Consider the following 25,899-nt stretch of genomic DNA (forward strand, 5'->3'; position numbering starts at 1 on the left):
AATCAACTGGCTCGACGGGATTCCGGCTTTCACCAGGTAGTCCACCACGGCGTCTGAACGTCGATCAGACAGCTTCAAGTTGTATTCCTCGCCGCCGATCGCGTCGCAGTAGCCGTTGACGTTGATGGTGACGTTCGGATTGGCCTTCAGAGTTGATGCGGCTTCGTCCAGAACGGCGGCATCACCCGGGCGGATTTTCGACTTGTTGAAGTCGAAATGCACGCCGCGCAGCACCAGCTTCTGCCTGACCGGAGGCGGCGGAGGCGGTGGCGGAGGAGGAGGCGGCGCTGGTGGCGGTGGTGGTGGTGGCGGCGGTGGCGGAATCAGCGGATCGCAGATGTAGTGACCTGCCAACGCGCCGAGTCCGGCGCCTATGACTGCTCCACCCACACCGGCATAAACCCTGGTGGAATTGCTAGGGGAATTTTGCCCCGAAGTCTTGTCAGCGATGACGATTCCCGAGGCTGCGCCGACGCCTGCGCCGAGCACTCCTCCGACGATCGCGCAGGTTCCCCACGAGCGTGGCTTCTGCAAATTTGCGCAACCGCTCAAACTGGAGCCGATTAGCGCCGCACACGCGACGCCAGCGACCGCATTTAAAAGCCTTGATTTCAGTCTCATGAACTCCTCCTCACCCAAGTGCGTCTATGAGCGAAGCGAACCCCTCGCTTGCCCCTGAGCCTCAAACATGCGCTAACCGGAACGAGCCCACCCAATTGACGGGGGAAATATAGTTATATTGGTAACAAGAATGCAACATGTGCGGGGGGTGAAAGGCGAGATTTTTTGCCCGGGCTGGCCGGCGCTCTCGGCGCAGCCCGGGGGTTTCTGTGGATAAGTAGTGCTGAAGTTGCCGCGGTTTCCCGGTCACGCTCGGCTCATACGACGCTATGAATGCCTGCAGCGACGGTGTTCGGCGCGGTCATCTGAGTCGAATTAATAGTGGCCCTGGTCGCCCTTATGGTGGCCCTGCTTCTGCGCATTGCCCTGTTGTTTGGCTTCATGCCCCTGCTGTTTTTCCTGATGCTGCTGTTCCTTGGCAGCCTGATGCTGCTCGTGCTTGTTCCAGTTGGGATGATGTCTCTGGACCCAATCAGGGTGATTGTTGTTCCACCAGCCGCGATTGTGCCAGACGTGACTGTCGTCGAAGTCACCGTCGTTTGCGCGCCAGTCGGGATGATTCTCGGCCCACTCGGGATGGTTCCTGTACATCCAATCGGGATCGTTCTGATGCCACCAGTCGGCGTTGCGCCACTGACGATTCTGGTCGTAGGCGCCCCAGCCGCCGGGACCTGAGGCTGGCCCCCCGGCCGCGAAATTCCGCCATACGTTGGGATGGTTCTGGAGGAACTCCTGCAAACCAGGATGCTGGCGGCGGAATTGCCGGTCGTAAAGCAGCTCCGGATTGGCGCGTACTTGCGCACCCACGCCGGGATGGTTGTTGAGGTACTCGTTGAGCCTCGGGCCAAAATACTGGTTTCCGTTCAAGCGCATTCCGTTCCAGAAGCTGGGATTGCTTTGAATGTATTGCTGAACTTCGGGATGCTGCGCGCGCCAGCCCGGATCATAGATTTGATATGGGTTCTGGTGCAGCTGGTTGCCGGCGTTTGGATGATTGGCCAGCCAATTCTGGAATTCATTTCCCCACGGCGTTTGCGCCATCGCCATCGAGGGCATCGCAGCCGCGAGTAGCGCAATCGCGCCGGCTAGTATGGCTTTCGCGTGCTTCATATTTGATTTCTCCTCTGTGATTTTTCCTAGTTCTCGGCCAAGCTCAACTGAAGGAGCAATCGATATGCCATCGATCCCTTGCCAGCATATCCTAGCAGATCCGCGGATTGCGCACTCGTTTTCTCGGGTTGAGTAAGTTCGTGTTCCCCAAAAGGGTGCATGACCGTCAGATTTCGGTTGGCCGGGCCGGCAACCGCAAAACCCGGCTGAGCTTGATTCCGAATACTAAAAAGAGAGCGGAAAGCCTGCTAGACTGCGTCGCTCATCATGCTCTCACTGGCGCGCGGCAAAGAGGGAAGTTTCCAGCTGGTCTCGGGTTACAAGCCCGACGGCGACCAGCCGGCCGCGATCGAATCGATCGTCCGCAACCTGAACGATTGCGTCCGGCATCAGGTCCTGCTCGGCGTCACCGGCTCGGGCAAGACGTTCACGATGGCCAACGCGATCGCGCGGGTGAACCGGCCCACGCTGGTAATGGCGCCGAACAAGACGCTGGCCGCGCAGCTCTACAACGAGTTCAAGAGCCTGTTCCCGGAAAATGCAGTCCGCTACTTCGTCTCGTACTACGACTATTATCAGCCCGAAGCGTACGTTCCCTCGACCGACACGTTTATCGAGAAAGACGCGAGCATCAACGATGAGATCGACAAGCTGCGCCATTCCGCCACCAAGGCGCTGCTCGAGCGCAACGACGTGCTGATCGTGGCGTCGGTCTCGTGCATCTACGGCCTGGGCGAACCCGAGGTGTACTTCGAGATGCTGGTGTTCCTCGAAGAGGGGCAGACCATCGACCGCGACAAGATGCTGCGCAAGCTGGTCGATATCCAGTATCAGCGCAACGACTACGATTTTCATCGCGGGACGTTTCGGGTGCGCGGCGACACGGTCGAGATTTTTCCGGCCTACGAAGAGCAGCGCGCGGTGCGAGTGGAATTCTTCGGCGACCAGGTCGAGGCGCTGTACGAAATCGACGCGCTGCGCGGCAAGGTGATTCGCAAGCTGCAGAGCGTCGCGATCTACCCGGCGTCGCATTACGTGACGACTTCGGACCGGATGGAAATCGCGGTGCAGGACATCCGCGTCGAACTGAAGGAGCGTCTCGAGTTCTACCGCACCGAGAATCGGCTGCTGGAAGCCCAGCGCCTCGAGCAACGCACGATGTACGATCTCGAGCTGCTGGCCGAGATGGGCTTCTGCCCGGGAATCGAGAACTATTCGCGCCATCTGACGGGACGGCTGCCCGGACAGGCGCCGCCGACGCTGCTCGACTACTTTCCGAACAATTCGCTGTTCTTCATCGACGAGAGTCACGTAACGATTCCGCAGATTGGCGGGATGTATCGCGGCGATCGGTCGCGCAAGCAGGTGCTGGTCGATTTCGGCTTCCGGCTGCCTTCCGCACTCGACAATCGCCCCTTGAATTTCGAGGAGTGGGAATCGCACGTGGTGCAGGCGGTCTATGTTTCGGCGACGCCGGGCGATTACGAGCTGCAGAAATCATCGGGGCTCGTCGTCGAGCAACTGATTCGCCCGACCGGACTCATCGATCCCGAAATCGAGGTGCGCAAGGCCGGCACGCAGGTCGATGACCTGCTCGAGGAAATCCACAAACGCGTCGCGGTGAACGAGCGGGTGCTGGTGACCTGCCTGACCAAGAAGATGGCCGAGGATTTGACCGACTACTACCACGACCTCGGCGTCCGCGTGCGCTATCTGCACTCGGACATCGAGACTATCGAGCGCGTCGAGATTATCCGCAGCCTGCGCAAGGGCGAATTCGACGTGCTGGTCGGAATCAACCTGCTGCGCGAAGGTCTGGATCTGCCCGAAGTGTCGCTGGTGGCGATTCTCGACGCCGACAAGGAAGGCTTCCTGCGCTCGGCCCGGTCGCTGATTCAGACCACCGGCCGCGCCTCTCGCCACATCAACGGGCGCGTACTCATGTACGCCGACGTCGTCACCAAATCGATGGAACGGGCGATCGACGAGACCTATCGCCGGCGCGCCAAGCAGCTCGCCTACAACGAGCAGCACGGCATCACGCCCACCTCGATCACCAAGGCGATCGACGCGTCGCTGGTCGAGATGTACTCGCCCGAGTGGGCGGTGGTGCCCGAAATAGGCGACGACCAGGCGGCGGATGAAGAGTTCATCCCGGCGCATGAGTTGCCCGACAGGATCACCGCGCTTCGGCGGCAAATGATGGACGCGGCGGAAAAACTCGATTACGAGCGGGCCGCCGATCTGCGCGATCAGATAAAGAAGCTCGAGCGGCGCGCCTTCGGGATGGATCAGCCGCGCCGTTCCGAGCAGCCGTCCGCTCCGCCCGGCTCCGCCCATCAACACGCCAGCGATGCGGCGCGGGGCAGGCTCGAGGGGCACAAGATAAAGGACGTCAGCGAAAAGGGCGTCCCGGTGAAGACTCGAGGGCGGCGCGGTGCGGGCGCGGCGACCGGCGCCGCCGCGGGCGCCATGCGCCCCAACCGTCCCGTCAAGCAAGGCAAGCTGAAGCTGATCCCCGACGCCCCGAAGTAGCGGGGGAAAGAGCCGGGGTCCCCTCGGCTACGCTCGGGATGACACAACAAAAAGATGACGGAATAAGCGACTCAATTCTGTCATCCCGAGCGGAGGCTGCCGGAGTCGAGGGACCCCGGCTCCGCTCCATTCGAGATAGTCAGGTCAGTGATGCGCTCAGCAGGAAGGTCCTTCTTCGTTTACATCGTCGCGAGTCCATCTCGCACGATCTACATCGGAGTTACGAACGATCTCCGTCGCCGAGTTGACGAACACAAGATGAAGGAGATTTCAGGCTTCACCGCCACCTACAACGTTCATCCTACAACGTTCATCGGCTAGTCTGGTTCGAGGAGTTCGCGGATCCAGCCGCGGCGATTTCACGCGAAAAGCAACTGAAGAATTGGAGACGGGATAAAAAGATAAAGCTGATCGAGTCGATGAATCCGGCGTGGAACGATCTGAGTTCCGAGTGACGCTATGGGCCTCACGAGAAGAGCCGGGGTCCCTCGGCTTCGCTCGGGATGACGGAAAGGAAAGAGCCGGGGTCCCCTCGACGGAGCCCGCCCTGAGCGAAGTCGAAGGAGGTCAGCCCCTGCCCGCGCCCGCCAACGGCGGGCGGCCTTAACACTGGCTACCCGTGCCAACGGGCGCGCGCGCGCGGAGTTGGCGGGCGGCGCCGGCGAAAAAATTGCGCGCGATAAACGATCGCTCGCCGGCCGCCATCGCCTCCAGTATCTCGGCGTTCAACCCGATCGCTTCATGGTCGGACGGATTCGCATTGAGCGCGATCTCGGCAAGCGCCAGCGCGCGCCTGAGCTGGGCCGCATCTTTGAGTGCGCGCGCCTTTGCGACGATCGCGCCGCGGCCGCAGAGCGCGACGAGGTCGTTGCCGCGTTCATGGCGCGTCGCCGGGAACATTTGCGACGGCTCGCCTGACCACCATCCGGCGTAGCGCCGGATAACGTCGCGCACCACGAACGCGACGCATCCGTAAATCGGTCGCAGGTACGGCTTGTCCGCGAGCTCGGCCGGAATTGAAATGTCAGCCTCGACGATGTCCACCGGCCACTGGCCCGCGTTGAGCCGGCGCACGACTTCATCATGGATGAAGCGGATTGCCCGCGCCGTGTCGCGCAGCACTTCGGCGCATAGTTGCTCGCCGCGATAGACGGGTCCGTGGCCCGGCAGGAGGTAACGCGGCCCGCGTTGGGCGATCGCCTCGAGCGCCTGCGCCCATTCAAGCGTGTAGCGCTGCACCTTGTTGGGATTGCCCGTGTTCGGCATCGACGAGACGATCAAATCGCCGACCATTGCGAGGCGCCGCGCCGGCATCCAGACCCAGGTCGCGTCGTCCGTCTCGCCCATCGCATGATGCAGCTCGACCGGCTCGCCCACCAGGTCGAGAAATTGTTCATCGCGATAAACCAGGTCGGGGTGCGTGAACGAGTTGGGCTCGAACAGTCGCTCGGCGGCGAACGCGCCGCCGAACTGGAGCCGATTGATATGCCGCTGCCATCCGCGGGTCAGCGCGTAGCGTTCGAAGCGGGCGGCGACCTGCTCGTGCGCCCAGATTTTCGGCCGCGCATGCCCGCGCGCGATCGCGTCGGTCATGAACGCCTCGGTGCCGAAGGCGTGATCGCCGTGGCCGTGCGTGTAGATGAGGAACGCGAACGGCTCCTCGCTGACCTGGCGAATCGCGCGCACCGCCATCGCGCCCATCTGCTGCGAGCTGGTATCGACGACGATCATCTCGCCGCGCCCGTACGCGAACGCGACGTTGGCGAAGCCGTGGAACATCGCGATTCCCGGCTCGAGCACTTCGAGCTGTCCCATCAGCGGGTCGAAGCCGGGCAGGTTGTTGGGTTGGCTGGGGTTGGGCGTGGAACTCATGGTCGGCCTCCTGCGGATGCGGGTCGCTTACGACGAATCTATCGTTTAGACTTCGCACTTGGAAATGAAGGCTGAAGTCATCGAGTCGAGCGCGCGACAAGAGGATCTGGACCGCCTGCTCGCGTTGCAGCATCACGATCCCCATTCGATCCTGGGCGCGCATCTCGAGGGCAAGCGCATCGTGGTCCGCGCGTTTCGCCCGGGGGCGGCGCGGATCGACCTGCTGGTTGCGGGCGACGCGCCGCGGCCGATGCGCACGCTCGGCGCAACCGGACTGTTCGAGGCGGTGGTCGAGGGCCGCATCTCGATTTTCCCGTATCGGCTCGGGATTCATTACCCCGACGGCGAATCGATCACGATTCACGATCCGTACTCGTTCATGCCGACGCTGGGCGAGCTCGATCTTCATCTGTGGGGCGAGCAGAAGGACGATCGCGCCTACGACAAGCTCGGCGCGCATCTGCGCGAGATGGATGGCGTGCGCGGCGTGTCGTTTGCGGTGTGGGCGCCAAACGCGCGCGGGGTCAGCGTGATCGGCGATTTCAACCGCTGGGACGGGCGGGTCCACATGATGCGTACGCTCGGCAGCTCGGGGGTGTGGGAGCTGTTCATCCCCGGCGTCGGCGCGGGATTCAATTACAAGTACGAAATTCGCACGCGCGACGGCAGCCTGCTGATGAAAAGCGATCCCTTCGCGCAGCGGATGGAAGCGCCGCCCGCGACGGCCTCGGTCGTTTACCAATCGAGCTACGAATTCCACGACGCAGACTGGCTTGCGGAGCGGGCGCGGCGCGAATGGATCAAAAGCCCGGTTTCGATCTACGAGGTCCATCTCGGCTCTTGGCGGCGCGTGCTCGAGGAGGACAATCGCTCGCTCACTTATCGCGAGATGGCGCCGATGCTCGCCGACTACGTGACCGGCATGGGATTCACCCACGTCGAGCTGCTGCCGGTGATGGAGCATCCGTTCACCGGCTCGTGGGGCTACCAGGTCAGCGGTTATTTCGCGCCGACCTCGCGCTACGGCAGCCCCGACGACTTGCGCTACCTCATCGACGAACTGCATCGCCGCGGCATCGGCGTGATCCTCGACTGGGTGCCCGCGCATTTTCCCAAGGACGAATTCAGCCTCGGCCGCTTCGACGGCACCGCGCTGTTCGAGCACGCCGATCCGCGCCAGGGCGATCATCCCGAATGGGGCACTTACATCTTCAACTACGGCCGCGCCGAGGTGCGCAACTTCCTGACCGCCAGCGCGCTCTACTGGCTGGGCGAGTTCCATGCCGACGGCCTGCGGGTTGACGCGGTCGCCTCGATGATCTACCTCGACTACGCGCGGCGCGAAGGTGAATGGATTCCCAACGCATTGGGCGGGCGCGAGAACCTCGACGCGATCTCATTCATCAAGAAGCTCAACCAGGACGTGTACCGCCTCAACCCCGGCATCATGATGATCGCCGAGGAATCCACCGCGTGGCCGGGGGTCAGCCGCCCGGTGTTCATGGGCGGACTGGGCTTCGGCTTCAAGTGGGACATGGGCTGGATGCACGACACGCTGGAGTACTTCACGCTCGATCCCATCTATCGCCGCTTCCATCATCGCGATCTCACCTTCGGCCTGCTCTACGCGTGGAGCGAAAATTTCGTGCTGCCGCTCTCTCACGATGAGGTGGTGCACGGCAAGCGCGCGCTGCTGGCCAAGATGCCCGGCGACCGCTGGCGGCAATTCGCCAATCAGCGCGCGCTGTTTGCCTACATGTGGGCGCGCTCGGGCAAGAAGCTCATCTTCATGGGCCAGGAAATCGGCCAGTGGCGCGAATGGGATCACGACTCGAGCCTCGACTGGAACCTGCTTGACTATCCCGACCATCGCGAACTGCAGGTGCTGGTGCGCGACCTCAATCGCATCTACCGCGACGAGCCCGCGCTGTGGGAGGCTGACGCCGATCCGGCCGGCTTTCGATGGCTCGACGCGGACGACGCCAACCGCAACATGATTGCCTTCATGCGGGTGGCGCCGAGTACCGGCCGCCGCATCGTATGCGTATGCAATTTCTCGCCGCTGCCGCGCAGCCGCTATCGCGTCGGCGTGCCCGGCCCCGGATTCTATCGCGAGATTCTCAACACCGACTCGGCTGCGTATGGCGGGTCCAACATCGGCAACATGGGTGGGGTTGAGGCCACCGCGACTGCGTGGCGCGGATTTTCGCACTCGATCGCGATCCAGATGCCGCCGCTTGCGGTGATCTGGTTCTCCGTTCCGTAGCGCAGCCGGTCCATTCCCACCGGCGGGCGCCCGCGCTATACAGTCCGCAATGGGCGACCAGAAAAACGAATCTCAACCGCATCCCAGCGAGCCGCCGCATATCCAATCGTCCGCCGAGCGCCGCGATCGCGACATCCTGCGCACCGAGCGCTCCCAACTCGCCAAGCTCGCGCAGGTCATCAAACTCGGCGATTTCATGGCGATCCTGATGGTGCTCGCCACTTTTTTCAGCGCCTATGCCACCTGGCGCACGGCGATGCTCACCAGCACGATCTTTGCCGTTGCGGATCGCCCGTTCCTCGGCGTCCAGCAGGTTACCTTCGAGGCGACCGACGCGCAGCATCCGATGATTTCGGTCAATTTTCGAAATTTCGGAAGTATCCCCGCCCTCGATGCGATCGTGTCCGTACATGCGGTGATCGATGGCAGGGTCGTCAAACCTGCCGACGCGATGTCGGCGAAAGACGCGGGAATTCTGTCGCCAAATGTACCGCACTACTTCTACGTCTCCCTGCCGCCTGACAAATACCAGGCGGTCGCGGCGGGCAAATCCAACCTGCAAGTCCACGTCAGGCTGATCTACAAGGGTCCCGCCCACGAGAAGCAGCTCTGCTATTTCGAGCGCTTTGCGTACAACTTCGGCGTGGGTGTTTTTCAGGCTTCGGGCGGCGACGATCGATGCGGCACCGACGTTTTCTGAGCCGATTCCTGCCTCGCCCGAGCCAGGGTGCCGCGTTGCGCGCCACGAGGGTTGTGCGGAACTTGGCTCACCTCGTTGCGCAGCGCGCGTTCATCTGACAATTTTCTTTGAGCACGGTAGCTCACGATGACGTGTCCCATTTGCAAAAAGCCCGCCGACCTGTCGTCCCGGAATCGCTTTCGTCCGTTCTGCTCCGAGCGATGCCAGATGATCGACCTGGGCACGTGGGCTTCGGGCGATTACAAGGTGGAGGGCTCGAAGGGCGCCGACAACGAGCATCACGACGATCTGAAAAAGCGCAGGCTCCTCAATTGACGCGTGACGCGGCGGCGCGGATTCATCCGACTTCGGTGGTGAGCGGCGAGGTCGAGCTGGCCGCGGGCGTCGAGGTCGGTCCGTTGTGCCTGCTCGACGGAAAAATTCGCCTCGGTGCGCGCACCCGTCTGATCGGCCACGTTACGATTCTCGGCGTCACGGAACTCGGCGCCGAGAACGTGCTTCATCCGGGCGCGGTAATCGGCGACGAGCCGCAGGACCTGACTTACACCGGCGGCGCACGCTCGGTGAAAATCGGCGATCGAAACATCTTCCGCGAATATTCCACCGTCCATCGCGGCAGTGAGCGCGGCGACGTCACCATCATGGGCGACGGCAACTTCATGATGCAGAATGCGCACGTTGCGCACGATTGCCGAATCGGCAACTCGACCATCATCGCCGGCGGCGCGCTGCTCGCCGGATGGGTCGAGCTCGGCGACCGCGCGCTGGTCTCGGGCAACTGCGTCGTGCATCAGTACACTCGCATCGGACGGCTCGCGATGATGCGCGGTCTGTCGCGCACCAGCCGCGACGTGCCGCCGTTCTGCATCATGGACGGCACCCATACCCTGCGCGGGATCAATGTCGTTGGACTCAAGCGCGCGGGAATTTCGTCGAAGTCGATTCATGCGCTCCGGCACGCTTTCGCAGCGCTCTTCGGCACGCGCCAGAATCTCAAACTTGCAATCGAGAGACTCGAGAAATCCGGCGACCTTGCGCCCGAAGTAATCGAGATGGTGGATTTTATTCGCGCCTCGAAGCGCGGCGTCGCCTTCGGCCCGCTGGACTCACGCTCCGATTCCGAATCGTCCGAAGACGGCTGATTCCTTCTCCGTCATCCCCAGCGGAGGCTGCCGAAGTCGAGGGACCCCGGAGACCTTGCTCTTCACCGTCGCCTTGTGGCCTCTGTGCGAATGGGCGCTGCAAATTCTGACTGGCCGATTGGCCGGGAAGAGGGCCGTTTATACAATCCCTTGTGGTTTTGGGGCGGCAACGCTCTAGGGCTAGCTTTGTTCCGTCAAAAATTATTCTGCCGGAAGCGAGTGTATCGTTGTCGCCGATGGCGGTCGCCGCGCGGCCCTTGCGGCGAGTGCGCGAGCGTACAGCAATCCGACTGTTGTCCATACTCGATCGGGTATCACGACGGACGATCCGGCGTAAGGCTGAGTAGTTCATCCCTGAACGCGCGGGCGCAGCCTTTGAGAATCCGCAGCCCGTCTTCCTGTGAGCCGGTGTCGAACTGCCGCCCGTCATGATCGACGGCGTTGCTGACCATCGCAACGCAAGCGACGGCGACACCCCGGGTCACACCAAAAGCAAATAAAGACGCTGCCTGCATCTCGACCGCGAGAACGCCTTCGTTCGCCCAGCATTGAAGCTGCTGTTTCGTCTCCCGATATGGAGCATCGGTGGTCCAGACTTTGCCGGAGCGAACGGTCCAGCCGGTCTCGATAAGCTCCCGCTCAAGAAGTGGCAGCACCGGCGCGGAGCAGGCAATCTCCCTGCTTGCAGGCAGGTAATGGTAAGACGTTCCTTCGTCACGAATCGCGCCAGTGACAACCACCAAGCACGGGAGTGGCAGGTCGGGAGACACTCGACCGGCGGAGGTCAGCCCGATAATCAGTTGGGCTCCCGCCGCGTCCAATTGCTCGGCAATTAAGACCGCATAGGGTCCGCCGATTGTTCGCGGAATTATTCCGCACCTCACGCCTTCGACTTCGATTGCAAACATGGTCGTGTGAAAACACGGCCACGACGGAAACGGCCTGGCGATGCCCTTTTGAACAAGCCAATCGGTGAGATCTCCGTCGAAATCAAGAACACAGAGCGGGGGAACGACGCCGTCTGGAATCCGCCGGGCACGGCGGACATCGGCCATCAGGTTGCGGGCAGTGAACACGGCTGGTTGCTTGAGCGGGTGGTCTAGAATCGGAAGCTTCGAATTATCGGGCATGGAGCAGGATCACCTATAGCGTGGCGCTGGGGCTATCGCGGAATTGGTTCTGGTTCCAATGTGCAATAACAGTACAGAAATTGCTGCGTGGTCCCGAACGGCGTGTCGTGCAATTCCTTGGAGCTTTCGATCAAGCGGAATCGCCGGCCAAATTCCTGGTGAAGCGATTGGGCGTCGTAGCGGATTACCTCGAGGCCACTGCACTGCTTGGGACCCTCGGGGCCAAAGGTGCTGATTATAACGTGACCGCCAGGTTTGACGGCCAAGACGACGTTGCGAACATAAGCGAGTCGCTGCGCCGGCTGCGTCAGGAAGTGAAAAACGGCCCGATCATGCCAGATGTCATATGAATGAGCCGGAAGGTTCGCTTGGGTCACGTCTTCATGCAGCCAATGGATGGATTGCGCAGCTTTGCCTATGCGCTTTTTTGCGAGATCGAGAGCCGCCTGTGAGATATCGAGAACTGTGATGTTCCGGTATCCGCTGGCAATCAGGTCATCGACCAAACTGGATGCGCCGCCGCCTACATCAATGATCGATGCCGAGCGATCGCCCCCCGCACGTTCAATCAGAGCAAGGGAAGTCTCCAGATGGGGGCGGAACCAGCTCACCTGATCCGGCGCTTTGGCGCCGTAAACTTTTTCCCAATGTTCCTTCATATCCATCGAGGCACCAGTTTCGCGATACCGCTTAATCGCGCAGGAAGCAACGAAAAACGAAAACGAAACCCAGTGTGCGTTTCAAATCCAAGTCTTCTCTTCGACTTCAACTCGGCACTAGTGTAGCAGAAGGCACCACTGCGGCGGTTGCTTGCGCTTGCGCCCCCTGAAACAATCATGATGAATCTGGGAAATTAAAAAATGAACATACGTCCACGATTTTTCATCGGCGCGGGACTGATCATCCTGGCGATCGGCTACCTTATCGGCAATGCGATGCGCACCACGTCGGAATACTACCTGACCGTTTCTGAAGTGGCCGCGCGCCAGAGCGAGCTTGGCGGGCAGGCGATCCGGGTTGCAGGCCGCGTCAAGCCCGGGACGGTCAACTGGGAGCCAAACACGCTGACCCTGAAATTCGAGATCGTGCCGATTCCCGATCTCAATGCCGACACCGCGCCGATCAAACCTGTCGTCGCGACCGATCCCGTCGCGACCGATCCCGTCTCGTTCAGGGTCGTCGCGGCCGGCGAGCCCAAGCCCGACATGTTCGCGCCCGGCCGCGACGTTATCGTGGAGGGCGAGCTCGGCGCGGGCGGCGTTATCACCGCGACGCAGGTGATGACCAGTTGCGCTTCCAAATACAAGCCCAAACAAGCACAATAGCGGCGGATTTTACCGATGCCGGAACTGGGTAACCTCGCACTGGCGATCGCGCTGATTCTCGCCGTCTATTCCATCGTCGCGAATATCTACGGCGTGCGCCGCAATGCGCCCGACTTCGTGGTCAGCGCGCGTCACGCGATTTGGTCGATGTGCGCGATGGTCACGATAGCGGTGGTGGTGCTGTGGGTGGCCCTGCTGCGCAGCGACTTCTCGCTGGAGTACGTCGCCTCATATTCCAGCACCACGCTCCCGACCGCTTACAAAATCACCGCGCTGTGGGCCGGGCAGCAGGGCTCGCTGCTGCTCTGGACCTGGTTGCTGGCGATCTTCACGTCGGTAGCGGCGTTCCAGAATCGCCGCCGCAATCCGGACACCGCGCCCTACGCGCTGGCGGTGCTGGCGGGCGTTGCGATTTTTTTTCTGTTGATGCTGAATTTCGTCACCCGTCCGTTCGATCTGCTTGCGACGATTCCCGCCGAAGGCGCCGACCTCAATCCGCTGCTGCAGAACTATTGGATGGCGATACATCCGCCGTCTCTCTACACCGGCTACGTCAGCACCTCGGTTCCGTTCGCCTTCGGCGCCGCCGCGCTGATGACCGGCAAACTCGACGACGGATGGATTCGCTCGACGCGCCGCTGGGCGATTTTTTCCTGGTTCTTTCTGAGTCTCGGCAACATCTTCGGCGCGCGCTGGGCCTACGAAGTTCTCGGCTGGGGCGGTTACTGGGCGTGGGACCCGGTCGAGAACGCGGCCTTCATGCCGTGGCTGGTGATGACCGCGTACCTGCATTCGGTGATGATCCAGGAACGCAAGGACATGCTGAAGGTCTGGAACCTGTCGCTGATCGGACTGGCATTCGGACTCACGCTGTTCGGCACTTTCATCACGCGCAGCGGGGTCATCTCGTCGGTGCATTCGTTCACCGAATCCGGCCTGGGTCCATACTTCCTGAGCTTCCTGGTAGCGGTGACGCTGGCCTACACCGCACTTTTGATCTTCCGCTCGAAGCAATTGCGCAGTCCCGCCGAATTTGAGTCGTACCTGTCGCGCGAGGCCGCGTTTTTGTTCAACAACCTCATCCTGGTCGGGATCACGTTCGCGGTTTTCTGGGGCACGATCTTTCCCGTGCTGTCGGAGGCGGTGCGCGGGGTGAAGATTACCGTCGGCCCGCCGTTCTTCAATCGCGTCATCGCACCGCTGGCGCTGGGGCTGGTGTTCCTGACGGGGATCGGACCGCTGATCGCGTGGCGGCGCACGACCGCTGACAATCTGGTGCGCAGTTTCGCCGCGCCGGTCGCGATTGGGGTCGCGACCGGGATCGCCTGCGCCGCGGCCGGATTGCGCCAATGGTACGTGCTTACCGCCTTCTCATTGGGCGCGTTCGTGATCGGCACCGTACTGGTCGAGTTTCGCCGCGGGATGAACGCGCGCCGCCACATGATGGCCGAGCCGCGCGCCAAAGCGCTGGTCAATCTGGTTGCCAAGAACAACCGCCGCTACGGCGGCTACGTCATCCACGTCGGCGTGATCGTCGCGTTCGTCGGAATCGTCGGCTCGTCGTTCTTCCGCACCGAAGTGAAAAAGAGCGTGCACGAGGGCGACAGCTTTACGATTGGTTCGTACCGGCTGCGCTTCCTGGGGTTCACCGAGGTCGACACGAGTCATTTCGCGAGCGCGACCGCACGCGTCGAGGTGCTGGGCGCTGACGGCCGCGAAATCACCGTGATGAAGCCGGCCAAGCTTTTCTACATACGGGCGCAGCAGCCCGCGACCGAAGTCGCAATCCGCTCGACTCCCTTAAGCGACCTCTATGTGGTACTGGCCGGAATCGACGAGAGCGGTCAGACCGCGACCTTGGAAGTGTTTTTGACGCCGCTGGTGTTCTGGCTATGGGCTGGCGGCCTGCTGATGGTGCTCGGCACCGTGATTGTGATGTGGCCCAACGTGCGCGAGCGTGCCGCAATCGCGACCGTGCTGAGCCGCTCGTCCGCCGCCACCGGCGACCTCGCCGACCTGGCCGCTCCCGGGGGCGATTGAGCCCGGTGCGTTCGCCAGTCGCATTCGCATCGTCGCCGCGGCTCGCGTTGATCGTGGTCGCGCTGCTGGTTTTTCTTTCTCCTGAACCAGGAAACGTTTCACGGGAAATATTTGCGGCGGAAACCACAACCACCGCGGAGGTTGCCGAAGGATTGACCTGTCAATGCGGATGCGGTCTCACCGTCGCCAACTGCAATATGCCGACCTGCAGCTTTTCAGTGCCGATCCGCGCCGAGATAGACGCCATGATCCGCAAAGGGATGAGCCGTGCGCAGATAATCGCCTTCTATCGCCACAAGTACGGCGAGAAAATTCTGTCCGCGCCGACCGCTGAGGGCTTCAATCTGCTCGCCTGGACGATGCCTTTTATCGCGCTGGTACTCGGCGGCGGCTTGATTGCGCTCGTGGTCGGGCGATGGCGCTCCAATTCGCCGTCTGCGCCGTCGGGCTCGAAACCGGCCGGGGAGCCGTCGTCATTCGATCCCGAACTCAGGCGCAGACTCGAAAGCGAACTCAAGGAGCGCAGATAACCGATGTTCATTCTTGCCGCCGCGCTAATTGTCGCCGGAGTCGCACTGTTCGTGGCGGCTCCGCTCGGCATCGGGCTCGTCGGAGCGCGCGCCAAATCGCCGGGCCAACTTCAAGCGGAGCGCGACGAGCATGAACGCGGGCTGGCGGTGCAGGGTCTTCGCGAACTCGAGTTCGATCGCGAGATGGGCAAGCTGTCCGACGCGGACTACGAATCGATGCACCAGGCGCTCGAGGAGCGGGCGCTGACCGCGATGGCCGCGGTCGAAAAGTTCCGCCTGCAGACCGGCAGGGCCGCAAACCCGAAGAAGCTTTCCTCCGCACCTGTGACGCAGGCGCCACGCCGACCGGTGACGCCCGTCGCGCACCCCGAACCGCCGCCGCCGCAATCCTCGCCGTCGCCGGGGCGCAAGATTCGCTTCTGTGCGCAATGCGGAGCACGCGCCGAGGACGACTCGAAGTTCTGCGCGCAGTGCGGCCTTGCGATCAAGCCGATCGGCGGCGCGGCCGCCTGGACGGAGTGATGTCGGCGCCCGTCGTCGAGACTCGCAGCCTGGCAAAGACTTACGGCCTGGCGCCGGTCCTGCGCGAAGTGCAATTGCGGCTGCTGGCGGGCACGGGCGCGTTTATAGTTGGCGGCAACGGCGCCGGGAAATCCACCCTGCTGCGAATCCTGGCCGGACTCGAAGCACCGAGCGGCGGCCACGCGCTGGTCTTCGGGCAGGACACGCGCAGGCTCGCGGCGCGCTATCGGCGCCGAATCGGCCTGATGGCGCATCAGAGTTTCCTCTACCCGAATCTGACCGCGCGGGAGAATCTCGAATTTTACGCTGAACTGTATTCGCTGGCCGACCCGCGCGAGTCCGCCGGCCAATGGCTCGGCCGGGTCGGACTGGCCGACGCTGCCGATACCCGCGTGCGTGCGTTCTCGCGCGGGATGGAGCAGCGCCTGTCGGCGGCGCGTGCGATGCTTGCCGAGCCGGCGCTGCTGCTGCTCGACGAGCCGTTTGCGTCGCTCGACCATGACGGCGCCGAAATCGTCGCGGCGCTGATTCGCGGCGCGGTCGAACGCGGCGCCTGCGTGCTGGCAACTACCCATGGAATCCCCGAAATAGACGGCGTCGAGCTGGCGGTGTTCGAAATCTCGCGCGGCCGCCTGATGCAGCATGCGCATAAGGAGGAGGTCCGGCGCGGCGGGCGAATCCGCTCGCTGCTGGGCAGATAGAAGCCGTGTCGGGATTTGCCGCCGTCCTGCGCAAGGACCTGCGCCTCGAACTGCGCAGCGGCGAGAGCACGCTGGCGCTGCTCGCGCTGTCGATGCTGGTGCTGGTGGTGCTGGTGTTCGCGCTGGGCGCGGCGCGGGTGCGCAGCGTCGATGCGGCGGCGGGCGCGCTGTGGGTCGCGATGGTGTTCGCGGGGATGCTGGGCGCCAATCGCGCGCTGCTGGCCGAGCGCGACAACGGCGCGATTCGCGGCCTGCTGCTCAGCCCGCTCGATCCCGCCACGCTCTACGCGGCGAAACTCGCGGCCGCGTTGATCTTCATGGCGGTGGCCGAGGTTGGCGCGGTCATCCTGATGGTGTTGTTCTTCAATCTCGACTTCGACGCATCGATCGCGCGGCTGGCGCCGATTCTGGTGCTGGGCGCGATCGGATTTTCGGCGCTGGCGACGCTGCTCTCCGCAATCACGGGGCGCACTCGCGGCGGCGATATGCTATTGCCGATTCTTGCGGTGCCGATTTTCGTGCCGGCGCTGATTGCGGGCGTCAAGGCGAGTGCGGGTGCGCTGGCGGGCGCGCCGCTCGAGTCGATGGGCGACTGGCTGAAGATCATGATCGCGTTCGACGTGCTGTTCGTCACCGCCGGTTACCTGCTGTTCGAGCATGTGGTAGGCGGGGACTGACGAAAGGAAAAGACCGGTGGCGCCATGAACAACCCCACGATTCGCAACTGGCTCGGATTCTCGACGCTGGCGCTGATGCTGGCGTCGCTGTTCATGGTCTTCGACTACGTTCCACCCGATGCCGAGATGGGAATCGCGCAGTTGATCTTTTATTTTCACGTCCCGCTTGCATGGGTCGCGTTCGCGTCGTTCGGGCTGGTCGCGATAGCGGGGATATTTTACCTGTGGCTCGGCGATCAGCTGTGGGACGATCTGGGCTACGCCGCCGCCGAAACCGGGATGATCTTCTGCACGCTGATGATTGTCACGGGGTCGATTTGGGCCAAGCCGATTTGGGGCACGTGGTGGACGTGGGACTCGCGGCTGACGATGACTTTTATCCTGTGGCTGATGTACGGCGGCTACCTGATGCTGCGCGCCAGCGCCGATGACACGCCGCAGGTAGCCCGCTTCGCGGCGGTGATCGGAATCGTCGCCGCGCTGGACGTGCCGATCGTTATCGCTTCGGTGCGGCTGTGGCGCACGATCCATCCCGCGGTGCTGGTTACCAAGCAGGGCGGCCATGGGTTGGAGGATCCGCGGATGATCTGGACGCTGCTGGTGTCGCTGACGGCATTTACGGTGTTGTGGGCGTGGATCCTGATGCTGCGATTCACGCAGTTGCGGACGCGAAGCAGGATGGGCAGGCTGGCCGGCGGGATCGCGCTGGCGGCCGCGGCGGCATCCGACCCGAGGTAATGGAGTTGAGCTGATGGAACATTTCGGATACCTGTTCGCCGCGTATAGCATCATTTTCGTTGTGATTTTCCTCTACGTAATGTTCATCTGGCGCCGCCAGGCGGCGCTCGACGCGGAACTTCGCACGCTGGAGGCGCGGATGGCGGCGCTGACGGAGCACTCGGCGGCCGGTGGTCCGCCGGAGCCGCGATCCGATGCTTGATATGCCGATCGAGCATGCCAAGTGAGTATAGTATTTGAGGCGGCGAATGTTCCCGACTGAGTATTCCAGATGGAATTTCGCGACTACTACAAAACTCTCGGGGTCGAGCGGAAAGCCAGCGAGGCGGAAATCAAGAGTGCCTTCCGCAAGCTCGCCCGCAAATTCCATCCCGACGTAAATCCCAACAACAAGGATGCCGAGGCCAAATTCAAGCAACTGAACGAGGCCTACCAGGTCATCGGCGACGCCGACAAGCGCAAGAAGTACGACGAACTCGGCGCCGATTGGGAGCACGGCGTATCGCAGGAAGAGATGATGCGCCGCTACGCGCGGCAGCAATCGGCGGCCGGCGCGGGCGCGGATTTCGGCGGCGGCGATTTCAGCGATTTCTTTTCGCAATTCTTCGGCGGCGGCGGAGCAAGCGGCTTCGGACGCGGCGCCGGCGGACGCAGCCGCGGCGGCTCGTCACGCGGATTTTCGGGCTTCGATTTCGGCGCCAGCGGCGCGGGCGCCGAGCCGGCGCGCGCGCCCGATCTTCGCGCCGAAGTCAGAATCCAGCTGGCCGATGCGGTCAAGGGCGCGAAGCGGCGGCTGGATCTCGTCGCCGAGGACGAATGCGCCACCTGCCGCGGCAGCGGGATGATCGCGCGCGAGGAAAAGCAGGGCAAGGCGCGCGTGATTCGCTCCGCCGAGCCTTGTCCGACCTGCGGCGGGGTTGGCGTGGTGCAGGCGCGGCGCACGCTCGAAGTCACAATCCCGGCGGGGGTGGCGGACGGCACGCAGTTGCGCTTGAAGGGGCAGGGCGGCCGCGCACCGCGTCCCGATCAGAATGGCGATCTCTTCCTGACGGTCAGAATCGAGCCGAACCCGGTGTTCGCGCTTGCGGGGCGCGACCTGCGTGTCAGTTTGCCGGTGTGGGACTACGAAGCGGCGCTCGGCGCCGAAATCACCGCGCCGACGGTTGAAGGGCGCGTGTCGCTCAAGATTCTTCCCGGAAGCCAGGCCGGACGGGTGATGCGGTTGCGCGGGCGGGGACTGCCGGCGCGCGGCAAGGAGCCTGCGGGAGACCTGCTCTACGAGCTGAAGGTGCTCGCGCCGACCGACTTGAGCGCCAAGGAGCGCGCGCTCATGCAGGATTTGGCCGACAGTCTCAAGGCGCGCGGGATTGCCGATCCGCGGGCGGAACTGATGGCGTCGAAGTGACGCAGAGCTGAACGCAATGGCGCGGCGATCTTCAACCACCAGCCCGACTTCGACCCATCGACGCGCCGATCGCGGCAAAGTGGTCCTGATGAGCAGGAGCGTGTTCTGCTCGATCGGCGGAATCAGCGAGCGCGAGTTGGCGTCGTGGGAGCGCGAGGATCTGATCGCGCCGGTTCGAGTGGAGCGGGTGCGCGGACGGCTCGACGCGCTCTACGATCGCGAGGCGTTGCGGCGGGTCCGGGTAATTCGCACGCTCGGCGAGGAACTCGAGGTGAATATCCCGGGGATCGGCGTGATCCTGCATTTGCTGGATCAGATGGGGCGGTAGAGGCGAGATCAGCTCGCCCGAGTGAGAGAGCCGCGGCTCGCGCGGTTACTTCTTGCGAACGATGGTGAGGCCGTCGCCGACGCCCAGCATCACGGCCTCGACGCGCGTGTCGTGCGCGATGGAATCGTTGAGTGCGCGAATCGCCCGCGTGTCCGCGTCCTTTATCGCTTCATCGACGACTGCGCCTTTCCACAGCACGTTGTCGATCAGGATGAGTCCGCCCGGACGCAGGCGCTTGAGAATTTCGTCGTAATAGATTGGGTAGCTCGACTTGTCGGCGTCGATAAATGCGAAGTCGAAGGCATGCGAAACCGGGATCGCGTTGAGCGTGTCGGCCGCGGGCCCCAGCTTGAGTGTTATCCGGTTCGCGACGCCCGCCCGTTCCCAATAGCGGCGCGCGATGCCGGTCCACTGCTCGTTCACGTCGCAACACAGAAGCCGGCCGTCGGCGGGCAATGCGCGAGCCACGCAGAGTGCGCTGTAGCCGGTGAAGGTGCCGACCTCGACTGCGGAGCGCGCGCCGATCGCGCCGGCGAGGATTGCCATGAATGTGCCTTGCTCGGGGCCAATCTGCATGGTGCTAATCTGCCCCAATTTTGCGGTCTCGGCGGCCAATTCGGCGCGGATCGGATCGCCGTTGTGCCCGTGCGCAACCAGGTATTCGTGGAGTTTGGGAGTGAGCGCGATAAAGCGCGAGGGTTGCGCCATGCCCGCTGCTTACCGGCCGCCGAGATAGGCGAAGTCGCCGTGCTGATTCACCGTCAAGGTGCCGGTGAAGATCGAATGATGCTTGCGCGCGCCCATCGCGATTCGGTAGATCAGTTCGGAGTCGCCGACCTCGAAAAATGCGTCGTCAGGCGACAGCACATAGAGCTTTTCGTGATCATCGGAATCGGTGGCCCCGATGAACATCGCACCGGAAGCCGTCAGCACCGGGTCGCCCAGCGACTCGAGTTCGGTGCCGAAGGGCGTTAGCTGTCCGCGCTGAATGCGCAAATCGAGGCGCTGGCGGCTCAGCCGAAAAATTGCGGGCATGCGCGCGCATCCGGCGAGCACCGCGGTCGTTCCGTCAGCCATCAAACCGGGGCGCCCCTCCGACAGATATGACACCGGACCGACCGACGTTAGAGTGCCGGTCGGCAGGATCCTCGCCATTGAACCGCCGCTGTAGAGGAACAGCGCCGCGCCGCTGGGCGACTTGGCCGTGAACGCGACCATCATCCCAAGCGGAGTGGGCAATGCTGCCGGCAATCCGAACGGGCGCTGATAGAGCGTGTGATTGGGTCCGTATTCGCCTTCGACCGCAAGCTCCGTAACACCGCCCGCAGCCGAAGCAAGCAGGAGCGCCTGACGATGTCCAGCGGGCTTCGCGTTCTCGCCGAGAAAGCCGGTGAACACGACCTGGCCGTCGTCGCCTATTTGCGGGCTGCCGAAGCTCAGCACTGCGATCTCGTGCCCTTGATTGGTTTTGTCACCCGCCTTCACCATGCAGGTGAGTTTTCCGTGCGAATAAAAGAACAGCCCGTCGCGGCCGTGCGGCACTATCGACATGAATGCAATATTTTCGTCCATGTCTGCGCTGGGATATGGGTCGCCTTGGAATGCGGGATTGCAATCACCGGCCATCGCCTTGGGATTGAGCGCCATGATTATGCGATGGCTCGGTATGGCATCGGCATTGCCGATGAAGATATTCCACTTGGGCTTGAGCTTGGTGTCCTTGGGCTGCGTCTCGGCGCCAAAGATCACGCGTCCATCGGGCATCATCGAGGGCACGCCGACTTCGGTTACGGCGCCGCCACCGGGCGCCGGCATTCCGATTCCGGTGATCAGCGTCGGGACGCCGTTGCTGTCGCTGGCATAGACCGCCTGCGTGTCGTCCGCCTGCAATCTGGCGCTGGTTCCGCTAAGGGTCAGCGAAACCGCGTGCGCGCTCAGTGGAGTCAGGAGCAGAATCGCGAGCGCAGATGGAAAAGCCTTGAAATTCAACATTTTCCCCCAGCTCCTAATCAGTAACTCGAATCTGAGATCCCCGCAATTCTTATAGTCGCCGATGCTCCCTTAATGCAATGCAAAGGAAAAGCCACCCCGCGGCGGCGGGTCGGGACGTCAGAACGCGATTGAATCCAGCATCGCATGGATTCGCTCCGGATGCGTCTCCGACCAGTAGATTCGGCCGCACTCCTGGCACTGGGCAAATCGATCGTGGCCGGCAAAGACGTAGGGCGGCACTCGCCGCGACACGAGTTCACGCGCGACCGGGGTCAGCAGATGGTTGCATCGTGAGCATCGCGTCAGCGCAATCGCTCGCGGGTCGAGCCGGAAGCGTCTGACAGCCTCGCGCAACTGAGTTCTGATCGCGTTGCCCTCGACGAAGAAAACGCCGGCCGCGGTTCGAAGGCGTTTATCGCGGGTCAGCAGGATTCTGTTGTCTGCGCGAGCGATCTTCAGAAGCTCAGCGCCGGTCAGCGACGCGTCCGTAATAACGTCGGCGCCGAGCAGCCGCAGCCATCGCGCCAACCGCATCAGCATCCGGTCAGCCGCAAGTCGGGGAGTTTCATCCATAGCGATGGACTGTATTATATCAGCGATCGACGAGAGCGCAGTCCGGGAAAATATAAAGTGACAGTTTAAGTTTTGAGAGGCGCGCGATGCAGGAAACTCAGGTGTCGTTTCGATCCGGCGAGTTGAGGTTGGAAGGCCTGCTCGCCAATCCAGGCGCAAATGCGCCCGCAGCGGTGGTCTGTCACCCGCATCCTGCCTATGGCGGCTCGATGTTCAACAACGTTGTCGATGCGATCCTCGCGGCGATGTGGCAGGCCGGATACGCGACCTTGCGCTTCAACTTTCGCGGCGTCGGCGCCAGCGACGGCGAGCATGACGGCGGTCCCGGCGAAGTCGATGACGCGGTGGCGGCGATGGCGTATATGCTGGCGCAGCCCGGCGTGCGCAACGCGGGCGCCGTGATGGCAGGATATTCGTTCGGCGCGATGGTCGCGGTGAGCGCAGGATACGCACGCGCGGAGATCGCGCGCATAATCGCTGTCGCGCTGCCGCTGGCGATGGCTGACGCGCGCATTCCCGATGGCGCATCCAAGCCCGTGTTGCTGGTTTCCGGCGATCGCGATTCGTACTCGCCGGTCGCGGGGCTGAAAACGCTCAGGTCGCAAATCGGTGAATCGGCGCGACTCGAGATCGTAGCCGGCGCCGATCATTTCTTTGGCGGCCGCGAAGCGGAACTGTCGCGCGCAATCGCCGCCGCGCTCGCAACCTAGCTACCGCCGGAAGGCGCGGGAGCCGCGCGGGTCGTCTCCCAGATGGCGTAGAAAGGATCGTAGGGATTCGCCTTCGCGATCGAAATGATCTGCGCGATCGTCGCGCGCAAGTCGCCGTGATTCATCCGATCGAGCGCGGCGAAGTTGTCGAGATCGTGAAAGTAGATCAGGTAGTTCACCAGCACGGCGTTGTTCAGCGGCTGCTTGTCGAGGTCGAAGCGCTCGAGTCCCGATAGCGACGGCGCCAGCGCAGCGTAGTCGGCCTTGATCGCGGTGAAGGCCGCTTCGCGGCGCTTGTCGAGCTCCTGTTTCGGCGGCTTGGGCATATAAATGTCGAGCAGGCGCGCCTGCTCCTGGAGCAGAAAGCGCGCGAACTTGAAATCGCTCTCCAGGACGGCGCGCGCCGCGATTGTGGCGGGCGCCGACTCACCGTCAGTCGCCGCGAAAAAAGCTACCGCGCCTGCGCTGCCAGCATAGTTGGCGGCCGATTCGTCGAACATCGCATCGCCCGCCAGATAATACGTGCGATGGAACAGTTCGTGGATGATCACGCCGGCCAGCTCGACGCGATCCAGCTTGAGCAGATTCGACAGCAGCGGGTCGTTGAAAAATCCCAGACTCGAGAACGCAGCCGCCGGCCGCACCATCGTGTCGAGCCCCTGCGCTTCGAGCACCGCCGCTTCGGCGGTTGCATCGCTCTCGTCGAAATAGCCGCGATACGGCACGCGGCCTACTATCGGGAACCACCATGTGTACGGCTCCAGCGAGTCGCGCGGCGCCGCCATCAAGACGTGGACGATCGCGCTTCGATCCACGTGCGCGATGCTTTGATAGGCACCGCCGACGTTGAGGCCGAGTTCTTCGGCGGCGAACTTGCGGACCGCGAGCACGGTTTCCAGCTTCGCGCGAATGTCCGCCGGAAGATCTGCGCGGGCGAGCGCGTCGCCAATCGGCCTGCGGTTCCACAGAATTCGACCCTCCTCGTACGCGGCGCGTGCGAGGTAACCCGCGTAGCATCCGCCGAGCACAAACGGCGCGAAGACCAATGCTGCCAAGCGCAGCAGAGATACCGCCTGAAGTCGCGCCCGCGCCGCCCGCCGCGTCGTGCCAGCCACTTCTGCGTCCACCACAGGCCGGCGTCAGCCCGCCACAAGGCGGTCGCTGTTTGCCATTGCGGCGTACTGCAATTCGAATAACCGGTAGTAGAGTCCGCGCTGTGCGAGCAGTTCGTCATGCGTGCCGCTTTCGCGCAGCACGCCTGTGCCCAGCACCATGATCCGATCGGCGCGCTCGATGGTGGATAGCCGATGCGCGATTACGACCGCGGTGCGCTCCGCCAGCAACTCGTTCAGCGCCAGCTGGATCAGCCGCTCGGTCTCGCTGTCCACGCTCGAGGTCGCTTCATCCATCACCAGGACTCGCGGGTTGTACGCCAGCGCGCGCGCGAACGACAGCAGTTGGCGCTGACCCGCCGACAGGTTCGCGCCGCGCTCGCGGATCTGCTCGCCCAGCCCGCCCGGCAACCGCTCGACGAATCGTAAAGCCTGCGCGCGCCGCAGCGCATCGCGCACTTCGGATTCGCTCAAGTCGGTGCGCGAGAGCCGGATGTTTTCCAGCACATCGCCGGCGAACAGGAACACGTCTTGTTGCACGTATCCGATTTCGCGGCGAAGAGCGCCGAGGTCCCACTGGCGCACATCGACGCCGTCAACCAGGATTCGCCCGCCGGTCACGTCGTACGAACGATTCAGCAGCTTGATGATCGTGGTTTTGCCCGAGCCGGTCGGCCCCACGATCGCAATTTTCTGTCCCGGCTCGACCGTGAAGCTCAGGTCTTTCAGTATCGGTTCGTTCGCACGGTATTCGAAAGTGACGTGATCGAACACGATCGCCCCGCGCGAGACCGCCGGCCGCTTCGGATGCGCAGGCACCGGAAGCATCTTCTCGCCTTCCATCAAGGCGTGGATTTTCTCGACCGCCGCGAGCGCCGATTGGAGCGCGCTGTACTTGGTCGAGATGTCGCGCAACGGCATGAAAAACTGCTGAGCGTACTGGATGAACGCGATCAGCGTGCCCAGCGTCACCAGGTGCCGAATCACGCTGCCGCCGCCGATCCACAGTATCACCGCGACCGTGATGGAGCTGAGCGCCTCCACCGCTGAGAATTGGGCGGCCTCGTAAACGTTGGCCATCATCTGCACGTCGCGCGAACGCCGGTTGAGCGCGTCGAACTCGCGGCGGCTTTCGCGTTCGCGCGTGAAGAGCTGCACTATCATCATGCCGGCCAGCGATTCGGACAGGTAGGCGTTCAACGCGGCGAGACGGTCCCGTATCTGGCCGTACACGATGCGCGATTTCGAACTCAGAAAATAAATGACCAGCGTCAGCGGCGGAATCGCGCACAGCGCCGCCAACGCCAGCCGCGGGCTCAGGCTGAACATAATCGTCACGATGCCGACCAGCGTCATCGCGTCGATGAAGATCGTCAAAGATCCCGCCGAGAACATGTCGTTGATCGAATCGATGTCGGTCGTCATTCGGCTGACCAGTCTGCCGACCGGCGTGCGATCGAAGAACGACATCGGCAAACGCTCGACCTTGCGAAACAGCGCCATCCGAAGATCGGAAAGGCTGAACTGCGCGACCATCATCATCAGGTAAAACTGAGCGTAAAACGCGGCGAACTCGCCGATCACCAGCAGCAGATACAAAGCACCCATCACGAACAGGCCGTGTCCGCCTGACCCACGAAACAGCGTCGCGAGCCATGCCGGAGGCCGTGCGCCGTGCGCGCCCGACAGAAATTCGTCAACCGTAAGCTTGATGACGTATGGCTGTGCGAGCAAAAACGCGGTGTCGAGCGGCATCAGAAACGTCGCCAGCCAAAACAGCCGCTGGTATGGACGGATGAACTGCCACACCCATCGCACCAGCGCGGCATCGTAGTTGCTGACGAGCGGCTTTTCCTCGGCGACCTGCATC

Annotated in this window: 27 protein-coding genes; 17 read left to right on the forward strand and 10 right to left on the reverse strand. The window is 62.8% G+C overall.

The window, feature by feature from the left end; genetic code table 11:
* Together VIO10_RS07650 and VIO10_RS07655 are read right to left on the reverse strand one after the other, a co-directional pair.
* On the reverse strand, positions 1-534 hold a 534-nt coding region (locus VIO10_RS07650), incomplete at its 3' end, for an OmpA family protein (RefSeq protein WP_331961794.1).
* A gap of 402 nt (positions 535-936) precedes the next feature.
* The gene (locus VIO10_RS07655) at positions 937-1,668 is read right to left on the reverse strand and encodes a hypothetical protein (protein ID WP_331961797.1); all 732 of its coding nucleotides are present in this window, start codon (positions 1,666-1,668) and stop codon (positions 937-939) included.
* 330 nt (positions 1,669-1,998) lie between these two features.
* On the opposite strand from VIO10_RS07655, the gene uvrB reads away from it, so the two are divergent.
* Positions 1,999-4,266: an excinuclease ABC subunit UvrB gene (uvrB, locus tag VIO10_RS07660; protein ID WP_331961800.1), complete on the forward strand. Its 2,268-nt coding sequence runs from the start codon at positions 1,999-2,001 to the stop codon at positions 4,264-4,266.
* Between the two features lie 150 nt (positions 4,267-4,416).
* Entirely contained in the window at positions 4,417-4,587 is a 171-nt protein-coding gene (locus VIO10_RS16300; protein WP_331961803.1) for a GIY-YIG nuclease family protein, read from the forward strand.
* A gap of 282 nt (positions 4,588-4,869) precedes the next feature.
* On the opposite strand, the gene VIO10_RS07670 is transcribed toward VIO10_RS16300, so the two are convergent.
* Positions 4,870-6,138 (reverse strand): alkyl sulfatase dimerization domain-containing protein, encoded by a 1,269-nt coding sequence (locus VIO10_RS07670; protein WP_331961806.1) that lies wholly within the window; start codon positions 6,136-6,138, stop codon positions 4,870-4,872.
* A gap of 64 nt (positions 6,139-6,202) precedes the next feature.
* On the opposite strand from VIO10_RS07670, the gene glgB reads away from it, so the two are divergent.
* The 4 genes from glgB to lpxA all read left to right on the forward strand — a co-directional run bounded on the left by glgB (position 6,203) and on the right by lpxA (position 10,246).
* A complete protein-coding gene (glgB, locus tag VIO10_RS07675; RefSeq protein ID WP_331962017.1) occupies positions 6,203-8,404 on the forward strand; it encodes a 1,4-alpha-glucan branching protein GlgB in 2,202 nt (733 codons plus the stop codon).
* 49 nt (positions 8,405-8,453) lie between these two features.
* Positions 8,454-9,104 carry a hypothetical protein gene (locus VIO10_RS07680; protein ID WP_331961809.1) on the forward strand — a complete coding sequence of 217 codons (651 nt, stop codon included), beginning with the start codon at positions 8,454-8,456 and terminating at the stop codon, positions 9,102-9,104.
* 126 nt (positions 9,105-9,230) lie between these two features.
* Positions 9,231-9,419: a DNA gyrase inhibitor YacG gene (locus tag VIO10_RS07685; RefSeq protein WP_331961812.1), complete on the forward strand. Its 189-nt coding sequence runs from the start codon at positions 9,231-9,233 to the stop codon at positions 9,417-9,419.
* A complete protein-coding gene (gene lpxA / locus VIO10_RS07690; RefSeq protein WP_331961815.1) occupies positions 9,416-10,246 on the forward strand; it encodes an acyl-ACP--UDP-N-acetylglucosamine O-acyltransferase in 831 nt (276 codons plus the stop codon). The genes VIO10_RS07685 and lpxA overlap by 4 nt, the downstream gene beginning before the upstream one ends.
* Positions 10,247-10,560: 314 nt before the next feature.
* Here the strand turns inward: lpxA and VIO10_RS07695 are convergent, their stop codons facing one another.
* Positions 10,561-11,301, reverse strand: coding sequence for a nucleoside phosphorylase (locus VIO10_RS07695; RefSeq protein WP_331961818.1), 741 nt, complete (start codon positions 11,299-11,301; stop codon positions 10,561-10,563).
* A 107-nt stretch (positions 11,302-11,408) separates the two neighbouring features.
* Positions 11,409-12,041 carry a class I SAM-dependent methyltransferase gene (locus VIO10_RS07700; RefSeq protein WP_331961821.1) on the reverse strand — a complete coding sequence of 211 codons (633 nt, stop codon included), beginning with the start codon at positions 12,039-12,041 and terminating at the stop codon, positions 11,409-11,411.
* A gap of 195 nt (positions 12,042-12,236) precedes the next feature.
* On the opposite strand from VIO10_RS07700, the gene VIO10_RS07705 reads away from it, so the two are divergent.
* The 10 genes from VIO10_RS07705 to VIO10_RS07750 all read left to right on the forward strand — a co-directional run bounded on the left by VIO10_RS07705 (position 12,237) and on the right by VIO10_RS07750 (position 19,642).
* Positions 12,237-12,701 carry a cytochrome c maturation protein CcmE gene (locus VIO10_RS07705; protein ID WP_331961824.1) on the forward strand — a complete coding sequence of 155 codons (465 nt, stop codon included), beginning with the start codon at positions 12,237-12,239 and terminating at the stop codon, positions 12,699-12,701.
* Positions 12,702-12,716: 15 nt separating this feature from the next.
* The gene (locus VIO10_RS07710; protein ID WP_331961827.1) at positions 12,717-14,741 is read left to right on the forward strand and encodes a heme lyase CcmF/NrfE family subunit; all 2,025 of its coding nucleotides are present in this window, start codon (positions 12,717-12,719) and stop codon (positions 14,739-14,741) included.
* A 5-nt stretch (positions 14,742-14,746) separates the two neighbouring features.
* Complete coding sequence (locus VIO10_RS07715) at positions 14,747-15,271, forward strand: cytochrome c-type biogenesis protein (protein ID WP_331961830.1); 525 nt, start codon at positions 14,747-14,749, stop codon at positions 15,269-15,271.
* Positions 15,272-15,274: 3 nt separating this feature from the next.
* The gene (ccmI, locus tag VIO10_RS07720; RefSeq protein WP_331961833.1) at positions 15,275-15,793 is read left to right on the forward strand and encodes a c-type cytochrome biogenesis protein CcmI; all 519 of its coding nucleotides are present in this window, start codon (positions 15,275-15,277) and stop codon (positions 15,791-15,793) included.
* Positions 15,793-16,494 carry a heme ABC exporter ATP-binding protein CcmA gene (gene ccmA / locus VIO10_RS07725; protein ID WP_331961836.1) on the forward strand — a complete coding sequence of 234 codons (702 nt, stop codon included), beginning with the start codon at positions 15,793-15,795 and terminating at the stop codon, positions 16,492-16,494. Before ccmI ends, ccmA begins: the two co-directional genes overlap by 1 nt.
* 5 nt (positions 16,495-16,499) lie before the next feature.
* Entirely contained in the window at positions 16,500-17,171 is a 672-nt protein-coding gene (locus VIO10_RS07730; protein ID WP_331961839.1) for a heme exporter protein CcmB, read from the forward strand.
* Positions 17,172-17,195: 24 nt separating this feature from the next.
* The gene (locus VIO10_RS07735) at positions 17,196-17,909 is read left to right on the forward strand and encodes a cytochrome c biogenesis protein (RefSeq protein ID WP_331961843.1); all 714 of its coding nucleotides are present in this window, start codon (positions 17,196-17,198) and stop codon (positions 17,907-17,909) included.
* A 13-nt stretch (positions 17,910-17,922) separates the two neighbouring features.
* A complete protein-coding gene (locus tag VIO10_RS07740) occupies positions 17,923-18,111 on the forward strand; it encodes a CcmD family protein (protein ID WP_331961846.1) in 189 nt (62 codons plus the stop codon).
* Between the two features lie 69 nt (positions 18,112-18,180).
* Complete coding sequence (locus VIO10_RS07745) at positions 18,181-19,314, forward strand: J domain-containing protein (protein ID WP_331961849.1); 1,134 nt, start codon at positions 18,181-18,183, stop codon at positions 19,312-19,314.
* Between the two features lie 16 nt (positions 19,315-19,330).
* Complete coding sequence (locus tag VIO10_RS07750; protein ID WP_331961852.1) at positions 19,331-19,642, forward strand: chaperone modulator CbpM; 312 nt, start codon at positions 19,331-19,333, stop codon at positions 19,640-19,642.
* A 45-nt stretch (positions 19,643-19,687) separates the two neighbouring features.
* On the opposite strand, the gene VIO10_RS07755 is transcribed toward VIO10_RS07750, so the two are convergent.
* From VIO10_RS07755 to VIO10_RS07765, 3 genes are all read right to left on the reverse strand, one after another.
* Positions 19,688-20,350 (reverse strand): O-methyltransferase, encoded by a 663-nt coding sequence (locus VIO10_RS07755; RefSeq protein WP_331961855.1) that lies wholly within the window; start codon positions 20,348-20,350, stop codon positions 19,688-19,690.
* A gap of 9 nt (positions 20,351-20,359) precedes the next feature.
* On the reverse strand, positions 20,360-21,634 hold the full coding sequence (locus VIO10_RS07760; protein ID WP_331961858.1) for a hypothetical protein: 1,275 nt from the start codon (positions 21,632-21,634) through the stop codon (positions 20,360-20,362).
* A 117-nt stretch (positions 21,635-21,751) separates the two neighbouring features.
* Positions 21,752-22,207 (reverse strand): Mut7-C RNAse domain-containing protein, encoded by a 456-nt coding sequence (locus VIO10_RS07765; protein ID WP_331961861.1) that lies wholly within the window; start codon positions 22,205-22,207, stop codon positions 21,752-21,754.
* Between the two features lie 86 nt (positions 22,208-22,293).
* Between VIO10_RS07765 and VIO10_RS07770 the strand changes: the two genes are divergently transcribed.
* The gene (locus VIO10_RS07770) at positions 22,294-22,917 is read left to right on the forward strand and encodes an alpha/beta hydrolase (RefSeq protein WP_331961864.1); all 624 of its coding nucleotides are present in this window, start codon (positions 22,294-22,296) and stop codon (positions 22,915-22,917) included.
* Here VIO10_RS07770 and VIO10_RS07775 read toward each other — a convergent pair.
* A complete protein-coding gene (locus VIO10_RS07775; RefSeq protein WP_331961867.1) occupies positions 22,914-23,972 on the reverse strand; it encodes an aminopeptidase in 1,059 nt (352 codons plus the stop codon). The genes VIO10_RS07770 and VIO10_RS07775 overlap by 4 nt on opposite strands.
* Positions 23,973-24,056: 84 nt before the next feature.
* Positions 24,057-25,898, reverse strand: coding sequence for an ABC transporter ATP-binding protein (locus VIO10_RS07780; RefSeq protein WP_331961870.1), 1,842 nt, complete (start codon positions 25,896-25,898; stop codon positions 24,057-24,059).
* Position 25,899: the final 1 nt, after the last annotated feature.

It is taken from the genome of Candidatus Binatus sp. (genome assembly GCF_036567905.1).
Classification (GTDB): Bacteria; Desulfobacterota; Binatia; order Binatales; family Binataceae; genus Binatus.